Below are 18,385 nucleotides of genomic sequence, written 5' to 3' on the forward strand. Positions count from 1 at the left end.
ATGAATAAAACCCGTCAACAAGAGTTAACCCGTTGGTTAAAAGATCAAAGCATTATCTCCCGTCGCTGGTTGATGATTTCCCGCGTATTGGGCGTCGTTAGCGGCCTGTTGATCGTCGCCCAGGCCTGGTTCCTGGCGAGGATCCTCCATCGCATGATTATGGAAAATATCCCCGCGACGGCGCTGCTGCTGCCCTTTACGCTACTGGTGCTGGTCTTTGTGCTGCGCGCCTGGGTGGTCTGGCTGCGTGAAAGAGTGGGTTTTCAGGCCGGTCAACATATCCGCCTTGAGATCCGCCGTCAGGTTCTGGATCGTTTACAGCAGGCGGGACCGGCGTGGATACAGGGCAAACCTGCGGGTAGCTGGGCCACGCTGATCCTTGAGCAGATCGACGATATGCATGACTACTATGCTCGCTATTTGCCGCAGATGACGCTGGCCGCCTCTGTACCGTTGCTGATTGTTATCACGATTTTCCCCATCAACTGGGCCGCGGCGCTGATTCTGCTGGGTACCGCACCGCTTATTCCGCTGTTTATGGCGCTGGTGGGAATGGGCGCGGCTGATGCCAACCGGCGCAACTTTCTCGCTCTGGCGCGTTTAAGCGGCCATTTTCTCGATCGCCTGCGCGGTATGGAAACGCTGCGTATTTTTCATCGCGGCGAAGCGGAGACGGACAACATACGCGAGGCCTCGCAGGATTTCCGCCAGCGAACAATGGAAGTGCTGCGCCTGGCGTTTCTCTCCTCCGGTGTCCTGGAGTTTTTCACCTCGCTGTCGATTGCGCTGGTCGCCGTTTACTTTGGTTTTTCCTATCTGGGAGAGCTCAACTTTGGCCATTACGGCGCCGGGGTGACGTTGATGTCCGGTTTCCTCGCCCTGATTCTGGCTCCTGAGTTTTTCCAGCCACTGCGCGATTTAGGCACCTTTTATCATGCGAAAGCGCAGGCGATTGGCGCCGCCGATAGCCTGAAGACCTTTATGGAAGCGCCGCTGGCGCAGGCAGAGCGTGGGGAAAAGGCATTAAAAGATGATGAAACGGTAAGCCTTGAAGCTCGCGACCTGCTGATTAAGTCTCCCGAAGGGAAAGTGCTGGCCGGGCCGCTGAATTTTTCCCTGCGCGCCGGTGAACGCGTGGTGCTGGTTGGGCAAAGCGGCTCGGGCAAAAGCTCGCTACTGAATACGTTAACGGGTTTTCTTCCCTATGACGGCTCGCTCAAGGTCAATGGCGTCGAGTTAAAGAGTCTGGATGCGGACCGCTGGCGTCGTCTCCTGAGCTGGGTCGGGCAAAATCCACAGCTGCCCGCGGCGACGCTGCGCGAAAACGTCCTGCTCTCCTGCCCTGAAGCCACCGAAGCGCAGCTGCAGCTTGCGCTGGATAAAGCCTGGGTTAGCGAGTTCGTCTCTCTTCTGCCGCAGGGTATTAATACGCCTGTTGGCGATCAGGCCGGCCGGCTGTCGGTCGGGCAGGCTCAGCGCGTCGCCGTCGCACGAGCGCTGCTGGTGCCCTGTCGTCTGCTGCTGCTTGATGAGCCTGCCGCCAGCCTTGACGCGCATAGCGAACAGCGCGTGATGCAGGCGCTGACCAATGCATCAACGCAGCAAACCACGTTAATGGTTACCCATCAGCTGGAAGGACTGGCGAACTGGGATGCGATCTGGGTTATGCAGGATGGTCGAATTGTTGAGCAAGGCAGCTATTCGCAGCTGGCGGCCGCTGGCGGCCCCTTCGCGACCCTGCTCGCTCATCGTCAGGAGGAGATTTAAATGCGCGCATTATGGCCTTACCTGGCGCTGTACAAACGACACAAATGGCTGTTGCTGCTCGGTATCGTGCTGGCGATCGTGACGCTGCTGGCCAGCATTGGCTTATTAACGCTATCCGGCTGGTTCCTGTCGGCATCAGCCGTCGTTGGCGTGGCGGGCATCTACAGCTTTAACTATATGCTGCCAGCCGCGGGCGTGCGCGGCGCGGCGATTATTCGCACCGCGGGCCGCTACTTTGAGCGTCTGGTCAGCCATGACGCCACCTTCCGCGTTCTGCAGCACCTGCGGGTCTTTACCTTCAGTAAGCTGCTGCCGCTCTCCCCCGCCGGGCTGGCGCGTTTTCGTCAGGGCGAGCTGCTTAACCGGGTGGTTGCAGATGTCGATACCCTGGATCATCTCTATTTGCGCGTCATATCACCGCTGGTAGGCGCGCTGGTGGTGATCCTGGTCGTCACCGTAGGGTTGAGCGTGCTGGACGTCACTCTGGCCCTGACCCTCGGTGGTATTATGCTGCTCACCCTGCTGGTGATGCCGCCGCTGTTCTATCGCGCAGGTAAACCCGCAGGTGAAAGCATAACCCGGCTTCGCGGGCAATATCGCCAGCATCTGACCTCATGGCTCCAGGGACAGGCGGAACTCATGCTGTTCAACGCCAGCGACCGCTACCGGCAGCAAATGGAAAAAACGGAAGCGCGCTGGCTGGATGCGCAGCGTCGCCAGGCTGAGCTCACCGCGCTCTCTCAGGCGCTGATGCTGCTGATTGGCGGAATTGCGGTTATCGCTATGCTGTGGCTCGCCTCCGCGGGCGTTGGCGGCGATACTCAGCCAGGGGCGCTGATTGCGCTGTTTGTCTTCTGCGCGCTGGCGGCGTTTGAAGCGCTGGCGCCGGTAACCGGCGCATTTCAGCATTTAGGGCAGGTGATCGCCTCCGCAAAGCGCATCACGCAAATTACCGAGCAAGAGCCGGAAGTGGCCTTCCCTCAGGGCGAAGGCCAGACGCTGGATCGCGTCTCGTTACGCTTACATCAGGTCACCTTCAGCTATCCGCAGCAGCCCTCTCCCGCGCTGGAGAAAGTGTCATTGCAGATCGAGGCCGGAGAGCATATCGCCATCCTCGGACGAACAGGCTGCGGTAAATCGACCCTGCTGCAGCTGCTGACCCGCGCCTGGGATCCGGCTGAAGGGGAAATCTTACTCAACAATCAGCCGCTGGGGCAGTTTAATGAGGCGACGCTGCGCCGGGCGATGAGCGTCGTGCCGCAGCGCGTACATCTGTTCAGCGCTACGCTGCGCGACAACCTGCTGCTGGCTTCTCCCGGAGCCAGCGATGCCCGACTTGCCCAAACGCTTGAACGCGTCGGCTTAGCGAAATTACTGGAAGATAGCGGTCTGAATAGCTGGCTGGGTGAAGGCGGCCGTCAGCTTTCCGGCGGCGAGCTGCGCAGGCTGGCTATCGCCCGCGCCCTGCTTCACGATGCGCCGGTCATGCTGCTTGATGAACCTACTGAAGGCCTCGATGCGACGACCGAAAGTCAAATCCTTGATTTACTGGCGGAAGTGATGCGTGAAAAAACCGTGTTAATGGTAACCCATCGTCTGCGCGGACTGGCGCGTTTTAATCAGATAATAGTCATGGACAACGGGAAGATTATTGAGCAAGGTAGTCACGCAGAACTGCTGGCTGAACAGGGGCGTTACTACCAGTTTAAGCAGCGCCTGTAGGCTACTATTGAATCATTGCCTGATGCGTTGAGGTAAAAATGCGGCTGGTTCAGCTCTCTCATCATTCCATCGCCTTCCCCTCCCCGGAAGGCGCTTTACGCGAACCTAATGGCCTGTTAGCGCTGGGCGGCGATCTTAGCCCGGCGCGTTTACTGATGGCCTATCAGCGCGGTATTTTTCCGTGGTTTTCGCCCGGCGACCCTATTTTGTGGTGGTCCCCCGATCCGCGAGCGGTACTGTGGCCAGAGAAATTTCATCTCAGCCGCAGCATGAAGCGTTTCCATCAGCGCTCGCCTTATCGCGTCACGCTGAATCACGCCTTTGGTCAGGTTATCGAGGGCTGCGCCGACCACCGCGATGAGGGAACATGGATAACGCCGGGGATCGTTCAGGCGTACCACCAGCTGCATGAGCTGGGACATGCTCATTCTGTTGAAGTATGGCAGGGAAAGGAATTAGTCGGCGGGATGTACGGCGTCGCGCAGGGCGCGCTGTTTTGCGGAGAGTCGATGTTCAGCCGTGCCGAAAACGCCTCTAAAACCGCGCTGCTGGTCTTTAGCCAGATATTTTCGCAGGATGGCGGAAAATTAATCGATTGTCAGGTGCTGAATAAGCATACGGCGTCGCTGGGCGCAGTGGAAATTCCCCGCCGCGATTACCTCGACTATCTTTCCGTGCTGCGGACGTATCGTCTGCCGGAGCGATTCTGGGTACCAAGGGTGCTATTTGCAGGAGAAGCATAAATGTTTTCAGCACATTTTTTGTTGGGATGTTATAATTGCGCGGTAGAGTAGCTTCTGCCCGTTGCCCCGCCGCCGTTTGGGAATAATAAGAGTCAGATAACACCCATTGTTCTGTCACTCCCCCTTTACGTTTGCGCCTGTCACCCGGTTTATCCGCGTGAATTACGGGTAATGCGCCAAAACTACTTCGGCGATTTGACGTAAAACTTTACATACTTGCTGAACTTCGGCATTATCTTGCCGGTTCAAAACTACGGTAGTGATACCCCAGAGGACTAGATGGCCAAAGAAGACAATATTGAAATGCAGGGCACCGTACTTGATACGCTGCCTAACACTATGTTCCGCGTAGAACTGGAAAACGGTCACGTGGTAACTGCGCATATTTCCGGTAAAATGCGTAAAAACTACATCCGCATTCTGACGGGCGACAAAGTGACTGTTGAGCTGACCCCGTACGACCTGAGCAAAGGCCGCATTGTCTTCCGTAGTCGCTGATCGTTTTCGCGCTTAGCGCGCCAGATGCTGAAGGCCGGGATAATTCCCGGTCTTTTCATTTCTGCGTCATTTACAACTTAAAGCGCGCAGATAAAAAAACCGGCCCTGAGGCCGGTTTTGTCACTGAGTACCGAAACTTAATGCGCCGCTTCCGGTTTGTGCTTCTGCGCACTCTGGAAGTCGTAGGTCAGCGCATTTTTCTCTTTATCCAGTTCAACGGTCACCTGTCCGCCGTCAACCAGTGAGCCAAACAGCAGCTCGTTGGCCAGCGGTTTTTTCAGGTTGTCCTGAATCACCCGCGCCATCGGACGCGCGCCCATGGCCCGGTCGTAGCCTTTCTCGGCCAGCCAATCGCGGGCTTCCTGGCTGACTTCCAAAGAGACGCCTTTCTGATCCAGCTGAACCTGCAGCTCGACGATAAATTTATCCACCACCTGATGGATAACCGTCGTAGACAGATGATCGAACCAGATAATGTTGTCGAGACGGTTACGGAACTCCGGCGTAAAGATCTTTTTGATCTCATCCATTGCATCCGGACTGTTGTCCTGATGGATGAGGCCAATGGATTTACGCTCGGTTTCGCGCACCCCGGCGTTGGTGGTCATCACCAGCACCACGTTGCGGAAATCCGCTTTGCGGCCGTTGTTGTCGGTCAGCGTCCCGTTATCCATCACCTGCAGCAGCAGGTTAAAGACATCCGGATGCGCTTTTTCAATTTCATCCAGCAGCAGCACCGCGTGCGGATGCTTAATAACCGCATCGGTCAGCAGCCCGCCCTGATCGAAACCGACGTAGCCCGGAGGCGCACCGATTAAGCGGCTGACGGTATGACGTTCCATATATTCGGACATATCAAAACGCAGCAGCTCAATGCCCAGCGACTTCGCCAGCTGTACGGTAACCTCGGTTTTACCGACCCCGGTAGGCCCAGCGAACAGGAAAGAGCCGACGGGTTTGTGCTCATGGCCAAGCCCGGCGCGCGCCATCTTGATCGCTTCGGTTAAGGCCTCAATCGCCTTATCCTGGCCGAAGACCAGCATTTTCAGGCGATCGCCGAGGTTTTTCAGCGTATCGCGATCGCTGCGGGAAACGCTCTTCTCAGGTATACGCGCAATCCGCGCCACCACGGACTCAATATCCGCTACGTTAACCGTTTTCTTACGTTTGCTCACCGGCATCAAGCGCGCACGCGCCCCGGCTTCATCAATCACGTCAATCGCCTTATCCGGCAGATGACGATCGTTAATGTACTTCACCGCCAGCTCTACCGCCGCACGTACCGCTTTCGCGGTGTAACGGACGTCGTGGTGCGCTTCATACTTCGGCTTCAGGCCGTTAATAATCTGCACCGTCTCTTCCACGGAAGGTTCGGTGATATCAATTTTCTGGAAACGCCGCGCCAGGGCACGATCTTTTTCAAAGATGTTGCTGAACTCCTGATAGGTCGTCGAGCCAATGACCCGAATCTTACCGCTGGAAAGCAGCGGTTTAATCAGGTTAGCGGCATCGACCTGCCCGCCGGAAGCCGCCCCCGCACCGATAATGGTGTGGATCTCATCGATGAACAGAATACTGTTGGTGTCCTGCTCCAGCTGCTTAAGCAGCGCCTTAAAGCGTTTTTCAAAGTCGCCGCGGTATTTGGTACCTGCCAGCAGCGAGCCAATATCCAGTGAATAGATAGTGCAATCGGCCATCACTTCCGGCACGTCGCCCTGCACGATACGCCAGGCAAGACCTTCAGCAATAGCGGTTTTACCAACGCCGGATTCCCCCACCAGCAGCGGGTTGTTCTTGCGGCGGCGGCACAGAACCTGAATAGCACGTTCCAGCTCTTTCTCGCGGCCGATCAGCGGATCGATACCGCCTACGCGGGCAAGCTGGTTGAGGTTGGTGGTGAAGTTTTCCATACGATCCTCCCCGCCTGCTTGCTCTTCGCTGCTGCCAGGCTGACTTCCGCTGTTATCGGAAGACTGGCTCGGCTCGTCTTTACGCGTACCGTGAGAGATGAAATTCACCACATCAAGTCGGCTGACTTCATGTTTACGCAGCAGGTATGCCGCCTGAGATTCCTGTTCGCTAAAAATCGCGACCAGAACGTTGGCGCCGGTCACTTCGCTGCGGCCGGAAGACTGGACGTGGAAAACAGCACGTTGCAGCACGCGCTGGAAGCTCAGCGTCGGCTGAGTGTCGCGCTCTTCTTCCGTTGCAGGCAGTACGGGTGTGGTCTGTTCGATGAAGGCTTCAAGCTCCTGACGCAGCGCGACCAGGTCCACTGAACACGCTTCAAGCGCTTCGCGGGCCGAAGGGTTGCTAAGCAGCGCCAGCAACAAGTGCTCGACGGTCATGAACTCATGACGGTGCTCGCGCGCTCTGGCGAAAGCCATGTTTAAACTGAGTTCCAGTTCTTGATTGAGCATAGGCACCTCCCCCAAGTTTATTGCCTGCATTCAGGCTTTTTCTAGCGTACATAACAACGGATGTTCGTTCTCCCTCGCATACTGGTTCACCATCGATACTTTGGTTTCTGCGACTTCTGCGGTAAACACCCCGCAAATCGCTTTACCTTGATAGTGAACCGTCAGCATCAGTTGCGTTGCACGTTCAACATCATAAGAAAAGAATTTTTGTAACACGTCAATAACAAACTCCATTGGAGTGTAGTCATCATTGACTAATATCACTTTATACATAGATGGCGGTTTAAGCGCATCTTTAACTTCGTCCTCAATTAGCTGATCGAAGTCCAACCAGTCTCTCTTACTCATCGTCAGTGTTCATCATCGGTTGCTGTTGCCAACAGGCGGTGGCCTGTCGATGACCAGAGGCTATGCACATCATAAATCTACAATAGATCATAGATAATTATCATCTATTACTTCCATCCGCGACGTCTGTCACATTCCCCGGCAATAGCGTTAACTGCTTCAAATTTTGACGCATTTTTCACCGTCCCCTGGCGTCAATCGCTTGACGCATTTCCTGATTTCTCTAAATTGTAGTGGCGAGAGTTGGCGAGCAAATGAACAACTCGTCACTCCACTACCGGTTCATTCCATCTTACTTATAAGATTTACGAAGGATGTCGAAGTATGGAAATGGGTACTGTTAAGTGGTTCAACAATGCCAAAGGGTTCGGTTTTATCTGCCCTGAGGGCGGCGGCGAAGACATTTTCGCCCATTACTCGACCATCCAGATGGATGGTTACAGAACGCTAAAAGCCGGACAAGCGGTTCGGTTTGATGTTCACCAGGGGCCAAAAGGTAACCACGCCAGCGTGATTGTCCCTGTTGAAGCTGAAGAAACAGAAACAGCCGCATAACTCTTTTGCTTCATTGTGTACATCCCGCCAGCAAAATGCCAGTCCTTCTGACTGGCATTTTTTTATCGCTACTCGCGCGCCAGGGCGTCGACGGGGTCCAGACGAGCCGCATTGCGCGCCGGTAGCCAGCCAAACAGCACCCCGGTCAGCGTGGAGCATAAAAACGCGGTCAATAGCGCCAACGGTGAAAAACCGATCTCCCAGCCGGGTAAAAACAGCTGTAATACAAAGGCAATCAGCAGCGAAAGCGTGACGCCCAGCGCCCCGCCGACCAGGCAAACCAGCACCGCCTCGATCAAAAACTGCTGTAAGACATCGCTGGCTCGCGCCCCGACCGCCATACGGATACCGATCTCCCGCGTGCGTTCGGTGACGGAGACCAGCATAATATTCATCACGCCAATACCGCCGACCACCAGCGCAATCACCGCCACCAGCGTCAGAAACAGCTGTAATGTATGTGTGGTCCGTTCCGCCGTTTTCAAGATGCTGTCCATATTCCAGGTGAAAACATCTTTCTTACCGTGACGCAGTTCCAGTAGACGCAACAGTTGCTGCTCGGCAACCGCGCTGTCGTAGCCTTCATTGACGCGCACGGTGATGGAATTCAGCCACGACTGCCCCATCACCCGGCCAGCCATCGTGGTATAGGGCAACCAGACGCGCAGAATTTTGCTGCTGCCGAACATTGACTGTTTTTCATCCGCCACGCCGATCACCGTCGCGGGCATATTGCCGACCAGAATCACTTCGCCGACGACCCGCGCTTTATGCGGAAATAGCTGTCGGCGCGCGTTGCTGTCGAGCACCACCACCTGCGCGCGGCTATTTAGCTGAAGCTCGTTAAAGGTATTGCCTTCGCTAAAGGTCATGCCGTAGACGTTAAAGTACTGCGCCCCCACGCCCTCGGCGCTGGCGGCAACGTCGATGTTATCCGCCCGCAGGCGCAGGCTTTTTGATACCGCCGGGGTCGCCGAGCTCACCCACGGCTGTTTCTGAATAGCTAACAGATCGTCGTACTTGAGCGATTGCTGATAGCGGGGATCGTCATCGCCGAAATCCTTGCCGGGATATACATCAATGGTATTCGTTCCGATAGCGCGAATATCGGCCAGCACCATCTGCTTCGCGGCATCGCCCACCACCACAATCGACACCACAGATGCGATGCCGATAATAATGCCGAGCATCGTCAGCAGCGTACGCATTTTATTCGCCGCCATAGCGCGCCAGGCCATGATCAGCGCTTCGCGAAAGCCGCTGCTGAACTGACGCCACGCCGACGGTTCGGCCGCCGTGCGCTGGCGCAGTACGCCGCCTTGCGCCGGACTCAGCGCGGGCGGATTACGCACGATTTCACCGTCGTGTATCTCAATCACCCGCTCCGCCTGGGCCGCCACCTGCGGGTCATGGGTGACGATAATCACCGTATGCCCCTGCGCTTTTAGCTGGTGAAGGATCCCCATGACCTCTTCGCCGGAGCGGCTGTCCAGCGCACCGGTTGGCTCATCCGCCAGAATCACTTCCCCGCCGTTCATCAGAGCACGGGCGATACTCACCCGCTGCTGCTGGCCGCCGGAGAGCTGCGAAGGCTGATATTCAGCTCTGTCGCCCAGCCCCAGCCGAACCAGCAGCTCATGGGCCCGAGCCAGGCGCGCTTTGCGCTCGGCGCCGGCATAAACCGCAGGAACTTCCACGTTCTGCGCCGCGGTGAGATGCGATAACAGGTGATAGCGCTGAAAAATAAAACCGAAATGTTCCCGCCGCAGGCGCGCCAGCTCGTCGCCGTTGAGACGAGCCACGTCCGTTCCCGCGACCCGGTAGGTACCGCCGGTCGGTTTGTCCAGACAGCCGAGAATATTCATCAGCGTGGATTTCCCGGAGCCGGATGCGCCGACGATTGCCACCATCTCACCGGCGGCAATGTTCAACGTAATGCCTTTCAGCACCTCAACGTTGCCATCGCCGGAGGGGTAGCTGCGGCGAATATCACGCAGTTCCAGTAACGCCGTCATTTCGCCGCTCCGGCCGCACCTTCGCCGATAATGACTTCATCCCCCTCGTCCAGCCCTTTCACCACCGCCACATCGGTGTCGTTACGCGCGCCGATAACGATTTCACGCTCTTTAACTTCACCGGTACGCAGCAGACGCACGTGATAGCGGTTATCGCCGATGGCCTCACCCAGCGCGCTCAGCGGGATGGTGATAACATTTTTCACTTCTGAGAGCTGAATATGCACCTGGGCGGTCATCTCCAGGCGCAGGATGCCCTGCGGGTTCGGCACTTCAAAACGGGCGTAGTAGAAAATAGCGTCGTTGACCTTTTCGGGCGTCGGGAGAATATCCTTCAGCGTTCCTTCATAGCGCGTCAGCGGATCGCCCAGTACGGTAAACCAGGCCTTTTGCCCCGGCTTAAGATGAATGACGTCCGCTTCCGAGACCTGCGCCTTCACCAGCATGGTGCTGAGATCGGCCAGGGTCAAAATATTCGGCGCCTGCTGGGCGGCAATCACCGTCTGCCCCTGCAGGGTGGTGATTTGCGTCACTTCTCCGGACATCGGCGCCAGAATTTTGGTGTAGTCGAGGTTGGTTTTGGCCGTATCCAGGGTCGCCTGATTGCGTTTGACCTGGGCTTCAATCGTGCCGATTTGCGCCTCTTTGACCGCTAAGTCGGTCGCGGCGGTATCGAGGTCCTGGCGAGAGACCAGCTGCCGCTGCGCCAGCTGCTGCTGACGAGCCAGCGTCGCCGCAGACAGTTTACGTTCCGCGCGCGCCTGGTTCAGCTGCGCCCGTAGCTCCATCAACGTCGCTTCGACTTCCTTTATCTGGTTTTCCGCCTGCTCCGGGTCGATAACCCCCAGCAGCTGGTCTTTTTTGACTTTGTCGCCAATCTCGACGCGCAGCGTTTTTAGCTGCCCGCTCACCTGCGCCCCGACGTCCACTTTTTTCAACGCATCGAGCTTACCGGTCGCCAGCACGCTCTGCTGAAGGTCGCCTTTACGCACCACCAGCGTCTGATACTGCGGCAGCGGCGCATTCAGAATTCGCCATCCCCAGACGGCGAGGGCCAGCACGACAATCGCCAGCAGCCACCAAACTTTCCTGCGCTTTCCATTTAATTTCATAACAATTCCTGATGTTTTAACCCGCAGAACCCGCGACAATTCTATCTAAATGCGGCAATAGAATAACGCGCATTTTTAGATGCGCTTCATTTTTGTTTAACTGAAGTTGAGGGTATGCAGATGAAGACCTGCCGGGATGGATAGCCCGGCAGAAAGAGAGAAACAGCGGCCAGCGCTAATCCGCGCGTCCGCGCGCCAGCCATAGCACGCGAGAGAACATTTTTTTCAACAGCGTCGGAATGGCGTCAACCCCGCGCCGTCCGGCCTCCATCGCCACTTCAATCGCCAGGTCGGGCTTAGACGAGCGATGAATCGCTTTGGTGATCACCCGCCGCATATTCATGGGTATATTCATCGGCAGCTGCGCGACCCGGTGATAAACATCGTCGAAGCCCTGACGGTACATAAAATGCTCCATATCCATCGCCGGTAGCGCGGTGAGATGGTCTCGCTCCAGCATTTTATCGTCATTCAACAAACTGCGAACGGTGGCGGCGTATTTCTTCCCGGCTTCATCGCCATCCACCAGCACATGCCACTCAATACCCATTCGCCGGGCGAATTTAATCAGCGGCTTCAAACCCGACTGGGCAAACTCAATGACCTTCACCCCTTCCGCATCAAAGTGATGGCCGCACTGGCGGGCCAGCTCGTTGATAACCCAGGTTTCCGTCTCCCCCTCCACCAGCAGCCAGCAGCGGGCAAACAGCGATGAAGCGCGGTTAAAGCGAATATGAAACGCGATGCGCCGGCTGTCTTCCGCATTCATCCCGCCGGGCCCCAGCCGCCAGGCCGACACTCGTGAAGATTCACGCACCAGCCGACAGACGTGCTCGACGGGCGTTAATGACAGCAGCTCGCCGGAGTTCGTTGTCGTCACCCGCTGCAGCGGCAGTAAATTGAGCAAATGCCAGGCCACCGACAGCATAATGGGATGCAGCCGGGTTTCCGGGTCCTCAATCAACAAGAGCGGCCGCGCATCGCGATCGAGTCTTACCGTGCCTTTCGCCTGCAGCAGAGTCGAAAACAGCCCCAATAAAATCACCCGATGGCTGCGCCCGCCGGGCTTGTCGATCATCCTGTTGATAATATCCAGGTAACGCCAGCTGCGCTGTTCATCATGTGAATGACGGCGCATCAGACGATGGCGCGACTGCGCGCTGCTCTGCTCGGCAAAATAGTGCTCCAGCAATTGCACCATAGCCGACAGCCCCTGGCGGATCTGCCCATCGGTTAAATTTTGCGGATGATGTACCAGTTCGCGAGAGAGGAAATCAAGCTGGCGAGCGGTAATTTCGATCTGCGGCGAGTGCGGAACGGTGCCGTTGTGGATCCGCCGCATAAAGCGGGCGTCGCGTAGCCGCAGAACCGGCATCAACCGTACCAGGTGACGGGCGAGTTCATCAATATCGTCAAGCTCCAGCGCTTTCCCTTCACCATCAATAAAGCTGCGCAGGGTCATCACGCTGTCGTCATCGGCAAGCTCCCCCTCCAGGCGATAGAAAACGCGCTGATAGCCATCGTCGCAGGGAACCCAGCAGCTGCTGAGAGGACGATAGCGTCGAACCCGATGGCGCCCGGGTTCATTTTCACGGAAGGTCAGGATAATATGCAGATGATGCTCGCGCCCCTGAATATCGCCGGGCGGAAACCAAAAATCTTCCCGAACAAAATGATAGAGGTCGAACTCCGGCGACAGGAGCAGCGTCAGGGCATCCAGCAGGCTGGATTTACCCCAGGCATTTTCGCCAATCAGCACGTTATTTTGTTCAAGCATCAACGATAATCGGTTAATGCCGCGAAAACCGACTATTTCTACGCGCTCAAGATGCATATGCCCTCCGCTCAGTGGCGACTATCTCCTTCAGTTATCAGCAGTATAGCGAGGTGAGCATCAACATGACACTCCGGGCGTCTGCGAATCGCTCATGGCTGCTTGGGGGAATGTGATGCGCCGTACTTCACTTAATTGAGAAACGCATTCATCATTGAAAGTCGTTTTTTTAACCGTTTTTGTTCTACACTTTTAAAAAATCCGACATAAAAAGGAATCCCAGCGCATTGTTCTAAATCAAATTACATCAATTTATTTAACTGGTCCCAAGGTGGCGATCGTCCATAGAATAGCGTCGCTTTATTCTGGTCGTCATTCTTTGTGGCGAAAATAAAGGCCGGCACGAAAACTCGTGCGCGTTTACGTTTTTATTGAGGTGGTTATGTTTAGAAAATTAGCAGCAGAATGCTTTGGTACATTCTGGCTGGTATTTGGTGGTTGCGGCAGCGCCGTTCTGGCTGCGGCATTCCCTGAGCTGGGAATTGGTTTTGCCGGCGTCGCGCTGGCTTTCGGTTTAACCGTATTAACCATGGCGTATGCCGTCGGTCATATTTCCGGCGGACACTTTAACCCGGCGGTAACTTTAGGTTTATGGGCCGGCGGTCGTTTCCCGGCCAGGGACGTGATTGGTTATATTATCGCCCAGGTTGTCGGCGGTATTATCGCCGCCGCTATTCTGTACGTTGTCGCCAGCGGTAAAGCGGGCTTTGACGCCGCCGCTAGCGGATTCGCATCGAACGGCTATGGCGAACATTCTCCCGGCGGTTTCTCCATGCTCTCCGCTATTGTGATTGAGATCGTCCTGACCTGCGGCTTCCTGCTGGTCATTCACGGCGCCACGGATAAAAACGCACCGGCCGGCTTCGCTCCTATCGCTATTGGCCTGGCGCTAACGCTTATCCACCTGATCAGCATTCCGGTCACCAACACGTCGGTAAACCCGGCGCGCAGCACCGCGGTAGCGATATTCCAGGGCGGCTGGGCGCTGCAGCAGCTGTGGCTATTCTGGGTGATGCCGATTATCGGCGGCATTCTCGGCGGCGTGCTCTACCGCACCCTGCTGGAAAAACGCAGCTAAACGTCCCCCACTTTTCTTGAGGCCCGGTGCTGCCGGGCCTTTCTTTTTTTCCACCACTTTACTCAGTCCGGCGATTTGGGTAGTGTCAGGGGCGCTATTTTCATTCTGCAAGGACCAGGTCGTTCATGTTTTCGGGACTTTTAATCATTCTGCTGCCGTTGGTTATAGGCTATCTTATTCCTCTTCATCGGCCATCAGCCCTTAAACTCATCGCGCGACTTCTGAGCTGGATTGTCTACGTTATTCTCTTTTTTATGGGTATTAGCCTGGCCTTCCTGGATAATCTGGCCAGCAACCTCCTGGCGATCCTTCATTATGCGGCGGTCAGCGTCGTTATTATTCTGCTGTGCAATATTGCCGCCCTGATGTGGCTCGAGCAAAAAATGCCCTGGCAAAATCATCATCGTCAGGAAAAATTACCCTCCCGTCTGGCAATGGCTCTGGAATCCCTTCAGCTATGCGGCGTGGTATTTATTGGTTTTATGATTGGTCTGAGCGGCATATCCTTTTTACAACACGCCACCGAGGCCAGCGAATATACCCTGATCTTCCTTTTGTTCCTCATCGGTATTCAACTGCGCAATAATGGCATGACGCTGCGGCAGATCGTACTGAATCGCCGCGGAATGATTGTCGCGGTAGTGGTCATGGTCAGTTCACTGCTGGGCGGTATCATCAACGCCTTTATTCTCGACCTGCCGCTAAAAACCGGCCTAGCCATGGCTTCCGGGTTTGGCTGGTATTCGCTCTCCGGGATCCTGCTGACCGAATCCTATGGCCCGGTAATTGGCAGCGCGGCCTTCTTTAACGATCTTGCCCGCGAGCTGCTGGCGATAATGCTTATCCCCGGACTGGTGCGCCGCAGCCGTTCCACCGCGCTGGGCCTTTGCGGCGCGACATCAATGGACTTTACGCTGCCGGTACTGCAACGCTCTGGCGGGGTGGAGATTGTGCCGGCGGCCATCGTTCATGGCTTCATTCTCAGTCTGCTGGTGCCCATATTGATGGCTTTCTTCTCCGCTTAATACCTCTCTGGCGGTAGTCTTCTGCCGCCAATTTTGCGCTAAATCAATCTCCCCGTAAGTTGTATCAGAAATACCTTTTCTCTTCTCGCGCTCGGGCATAACCTTAAACATGTATATTAAATATAACTTTAAAAAAGGTGTGACCATGTTTTGTGTGCAATGTGAACAAACCATCCGTACCCCGGCAGGGAACGGCTGCTCTTACGCGCAGGGTATGTGCGGGAAAACGGCCGAAACGTCCGATCTGCAGGATCTGCTGATTGCCTCTCTGCAGGGACTCTCCGCCTGGGCGCTTAAAGCCCGTGAATACGGCATCATCGACCACGACATCGACAGCTTTGCGCCGCGCGCTTTTTTCTCCACGCTGACCAACGTTAACTTCGATTCCCCGCGTATCGTTGGCTATGCGCGCGAGGCCATCACCCTGCGTGAAGCGCTGAAAGCCCAGTGCCTGAATATTGATGCCCACGCGACGGTTAACAACCCGATGGCCGATCTGCAGCTGGCGAGCGACGATCTGGGCGACCTGCAGCGCCAGGCGGCGGAATTCACCCCGAACAAAGACAAAGCGGCCATCGGCGAGAACATTCTCGGCCTGCGCCTGCTGTGCCTGTACGGCCTGAAAGGCGCTGCGGCTTATATGGAGCACGCGCACGTTCTGGGTCAGTACGACAACGACATCTACGCCCAGTACCATAAAATCATGGCGTGGCTCGGTACCTGGCCTGCCGATATGAACGCGCTGCTGGAGTGCTCGATGGAAATCGGCCAGATGAACTTCAAAGTGATGAGCATTCTGGACGCTGGCGAGACCACCAAATATGGTCACCCCACCCCGACTCAGGTCAACGTCAAAGCGACCGAAGGCAAATGCATTCTGATTTCCGGCCATGACCTGAAAGATCTGTACAACCTGCTGGAGCAAACCGAAGGTACCGGGGTTAACGTCTACACCCACGGTGAAATGCTGCCAGCGCACGGTTACCCGGAACTGCGTAAATTCAAGCATCTGATTGGTAACTACGGCAGCGGCTGGCAAAACCAGCAGGTCGAGTTTGCCCGCTTCCCTGGCCCGATTGTGATGACCTCTAACTGCATCATCGACCCAACCGTCGGCGCCTATGACGACCGTATCTGGACCCGCAGCATCGTCGGCTGGCCAGGCGTCAATCATCTGGAAGGCGAAGATTTCGCCCCGGTTATCGCCCAGGCGCAGCAGATGGCGGGCTTCCCGTACAGCGAGATCCCGCACCTGATCACCGTTGGCTTCGGTCGTCAGACCCTGCTGGGCGCGGCTGATACGCTGATCGACCTGGTGAGCCGTGAAAAACTGCGCCATATCTTCCTGGTGGGCGGCTGCGACGGGGCGCGCGGCGAACGTAACTACTTCACCGATTTCGCCACCAGCGTACCGGACGACTGCCTGATCCTGACCCTGGCCTGCGGTAAATACCGTTTCAACAAACTCGAATTCGGCGATATCGAAGGTCTGCCGCGTCTGGTCGATGCCGGTCAGTGTAACGACGCTTACTCTGCCATCATCCTGGCGGTCACCCTGGCTGAGAAACTGGGTTGTGGCGTGAACGACCTGCCGCTGTCTCTGGTGCTCTCCTGGTTTGAACAGAAAGCGATTGTTATTCTGCTGACCCTGCTGTCGCTGGGCGTGAAAAATATCGTCACCGGCCCGACGGCGCCGGGCTTCTTCACGCCGGACCTGCTGGCCGTTCTCAACGAGAAATTCGGTCTGCGTTCCGTGACCACCGTTGAAGAAGACATGAAGCAGCTGCTGAGCGCGTAAGGAGTAAAGAATGACAATGCCAACTCATCAGTGCCCATGGCGGATGCAGGTTCATCACATCCATCAGGAAACGCCGGATGTATGGACAATTTCGTTGCTGTGCCACGACTATTATCCGTACCGTGCCGGGCAGTATGCACTGGTCAGCGTACGTAATTCAGCGGAGACGCTGCGTGCTTACACCATTTCATCGACGCCGGGAGTAAGCGAGTACATCACGCTGACCATCCGTCGGATTGACGATGGCGCAGGCTCACAGTGGCTGACCCGCGACGTGAAGCGCGGCGACTATATCTGGCTGTCCGATGCCATGGGTGAATTTACCTGTGAAGATAAGGCTGAAGATAAGTTCCTGATGCTGGCTGCTGGCTGCGGCGTTACGCCAATCATGTCAATGCGTCGCTGGTTGGCAAAGTACCGCCCGCAGGCCGATGTGCAGGTGATCTTTAACGTTCGTTCACCGCAAGATGTTATTTTTGCCGACGAATGGCGCGAATATCCGGTGACCTTAGTCGCTGAAAACAATGCCACCCACGGTTTTGTTTCTGGCCGACTGACGACCGATCTGCTGAAAAGCGTACCGGATCTGACCTCTCGTACCGTGATGACCTGCGGCCCGGTGCCGTATATGGATTGGGTTGAGCAGGAGGTGAAAGCGCTGGGCGCGACGCGTTTCTTTAAAGAGCAGTTCTTTACGCCGGTAGCCGAAGCCGCTACCAGCGGCCTGAAGTTCACCAAACTGCAGCCGGCGAAAGCGTTCTACGCGCCGGTCGGCACCACGCTGCTCGAAGCGCTGGAAAGCAATAAGGTGCCGGTTACCGTCGCCTGTCGCGCAGGCGTCTGCGGCTGCTGCAAAACCAAAGTGGTTTCCGGAGAATATACCGTCAGCAGTACCATGACGTTAACCGATGCGGAAATCGCTGAAGGCTACGTGCTGGCCTGCTCCTGCCACCCGCAGGGTGATTTAGTACTGGCTTAACCCTCAGCTGCCGGATGGCGCAACGCCATCCGGCAACGTTTACCGCCAGGCTGAATTGCCGGCGATGGCATAGCGCCCTGCCCCGAGGAAGGCAATCGCCAGCGCGCCCACAAAGAAATAGACCAGGCTCTCAATCGCCCACGCGCCTACCGCATCCAGCGCAAAGGTTTTGCCCGTCCCGACCATCAGCCAGGCCACGACCATCGTAAACGCCAGCACCAGCGCCGCCGGACGCGTAAGCACTCCCAGAATCAGCAGGCAAGGCGCTACCACCTCGCCCACTAAAACCCCATAAGCGATAAACCCCGGCAATCCTTTTGCTACCAGCATATTGCTGATTCCCCCTACGCCATCAAATAGCTTATGCAACCCGTGAAACAGCATCAGCCCGCCAACGGCAAGTCGTAACAAGAGTTTGCCGAAATCGTCATGGGATAGCAGTTTATTAACAGCATTTAACAGCGATTTAACCATTTGAAATGATTCCTGTT

15 protein-coding genes are annotated in these 18,385 nt (G+C 56.1%); 9 read left to right on the forward strand and 6 right to left on the reverse strand.

The window, feature by feature from the left end; genetic code table 11:
* From cydD to infA, 4 genes are all read left to right on the forward strand, one after another.
* On the forward strand, window positions 1-1,767 hold the full coding sequence (cydD, locus tag JLG71_RS18575) for a heme ABC transporter permease/ATP-binding protein CydD (RefSeq protein ID WP_014228628.1): 1,767 nt from the start codon (window positions 1-3) through the stop codon (window positions 1,765-1,767).
* The gene (gene cydC, locus JLG71_RS18580) at window positions 1,768-3,489 is read left to right on the forward strand and encodes a heme ABC transporter ATP-binding protein/permease CydC (protein WP_032720837.1); all 1,722 of its coding nucleotides are present in this window, start codon (window positions 1,768-1,770) and stop codon (window positions 3,487-3,489) included. It abuts the gene before it with no gap.
* 38 nt (window positions 3,490-3,527) lie between these two features.
* Entirely contained in the window at window positions 3,528-4,232 is a 705-nt protein-coding gene (gene aat, locus JLG71_RS18585) for a leucyl/phenylalanyl-tRNA--protein transferase (RefSeq protein WP_009653303.1), read from the forward strand.
* A gap of 279 nt (window positions 4,233-4,511) precedes the next feature.
* Window positions 4,512-4,730, forward strand: coding sequence for a translation initiation factor IF-1 (infA, locus tag JLG71_RS18590; RefSeq protein ID WP_002211347.1), 219 nt, complete (start codon window positions 4,512-4,514; stop codon window positions 4,728-4,730).
* A 137-nt stretch (window positions 4,731-4,867) separates the two neighbouring features.
* Here the strand turns inward: infA and clpA are convergent, their stop codons facing one another.
* Window positions 4,868-7,150 (reverse strand): ATP-dependent Clp protease ATP-binding subunit ClpA, encoded by a 2,283-nt coding sequence (clpA, locus tag JLG71_RS18595; RefSeq protein WP_004849425.1) that lies wholly within the window; start codon window positions 7,148-7,150, stop codon window positions 4,868-4,870.
* Window positions 7,151-7,180: 30 nt separating this feature from the next.
* Window positions 7,181-7,498, reverse strand: coding sequence for an ATP-dependent Clp protease adapter ClpS (gene clpS / locus JLG71_RS18600; protein ID WP_004100628.1), 318 nt, complete (start codon window positions 7,496-7,498; stop codon window positions 7,181-7,183).
* 324 nt (window positions 7,499-7,822) lie between these two features.
* On the opposite strand from clpS, the gene cspD reads away from it, so the two are divergent.
* Complete coding sequence (gene cspD / locus JLG71_RS18605; RefSeq protein ID WP_004100627.1) at window positions 7,823-8,053, forward strand: cold shock-like protein CspD; 231 nt, start codon at window positions 7,823-7,825, stop codon at window positions 8,051-8,053.
* 68 nt (window positions 8,054-8,121) lie between these two features.
* On the opposite strand, the gene macB is transcribed toward cspD, so the two are convergent.
* The 3 genes from macB to JLG71_RS18620 form a co-directional block, all read right to left on the reverse strand.
* Entirely contained in the window at window positions 8,122-10,068 is a 1,947-nt protein-coding gene (gene macB, locus JLG71_RS18610) for a macrolide ABC transporter ATP-binding protein/permease MacB (protein ID WP_025108294.1), read from the reverse strand.
* On the reverse strand, window positions 10,065-11,180 hold the full coding sequence (gene macA, locus JLG71_RS18615; RefSeq protein WP_014228619.1) for a macrolide transporter subunit MacA: 1,116 nt from the start codon (window positions 11,178-11,180) through the stop codon (window positions 10,065-10,067). Before macA ends, macB begins: the two co-directional genes overlap by 4 nt.
* Window positions 11,181-11,355: 175 nt before the next feature.
* Window positions 11,356-13,014: an ATP-dependent endonuclease gene (locus JLG71_RS18620; RefSeq protein ID WP_032748892.1), complete on the reverse strand. Its 1,659-nt coding sequence runs from the start codon at window positions 13,012-13,014 to the stop codon at window positions 11,356-11,358.
* A gap of 382 nt (window positions 13,015-13,396) precedes the next feature.
* Between JLG71_RS18620 and aqpZ the strand changes: the two genes are divergently transcribed.
* The 4 genes from aqpZ to hcr all read left to right on the forward strand — a co-directional run bounded on the left by aqpZ (window position 13,397) and on the right by hcr (window position 17,894).
* Complete coding sequence (gene aqpZ, locus JLG71_RS18625) at window positions 13,397-14,092, forward strand: aquaporin Z (RefSeq protein ID WP_004849414.1); 696 nt, start codon at window positions 13,397-13,399, stop codon at window positions 14,090-14,092.
* Window positions 14,093-14,217: 125 nt separating this feature from the next.
* Window positions 14,218-15,117, forward strand: a complete 900-nt coding sequence (locus JLG71_RS18630) for a lysine exporter LysO family protein (protein ID WP_014837946.1) — start codon at window positions 14,218-14,220, stop codon at window positions 15,115-15,117.
* 145 nt (window positions 15,118-15,262) lie between these two features.
* Entirely contained in the window at window positions 15,263-16,915 is a 1,653-nt protein-coding gene (gene hcp, locus JLG71_RS18635) for a hydroxylamine reductase (protein WP_025108293.1), read from the forward strand.
* 10 nt (window positions 16,916-16,925) lie between these two features.
* Window positions 16,926-17,894, forward strand: a complete 969-nt coding sequence (gene hcr / locus JLG71_RS18640) for an NADH oxidoreductase (RefSeq protein WP_025108292.1) — start codon at window positions 16,926-16,928, stop codon at window positions 17,892-17,894.
* A gap of 39 nt (window positions 17,895-17,933) precedes the next feature.
* On the opposite strand, the gene JLG71_RS18645 is transcribed toward hcr, so the two are convergent.
* Entirely contained in the window at window positions 17,934-18,368 is a 435-nt protein-coding gene (locus JLG71_RS18645) for a DoxX family protein (protein WP_025108291.1), read from the reverse strand.
* Between the last annotated feature and the right edge of the window lie 17 nt (window positions 18,369-18,385).

The sequence above is a fragment of the Klebsiella michiganensis genome (assembly GCF_015139575.1).
In the GTDB taxonomy this organism is placed as follows: Bacteria; Pseudomonadota; Gammaproteobacteria; order Enterobacterales; family Enterobacteriaceae; genus Klebsiella; species Klebsiella michiganensis.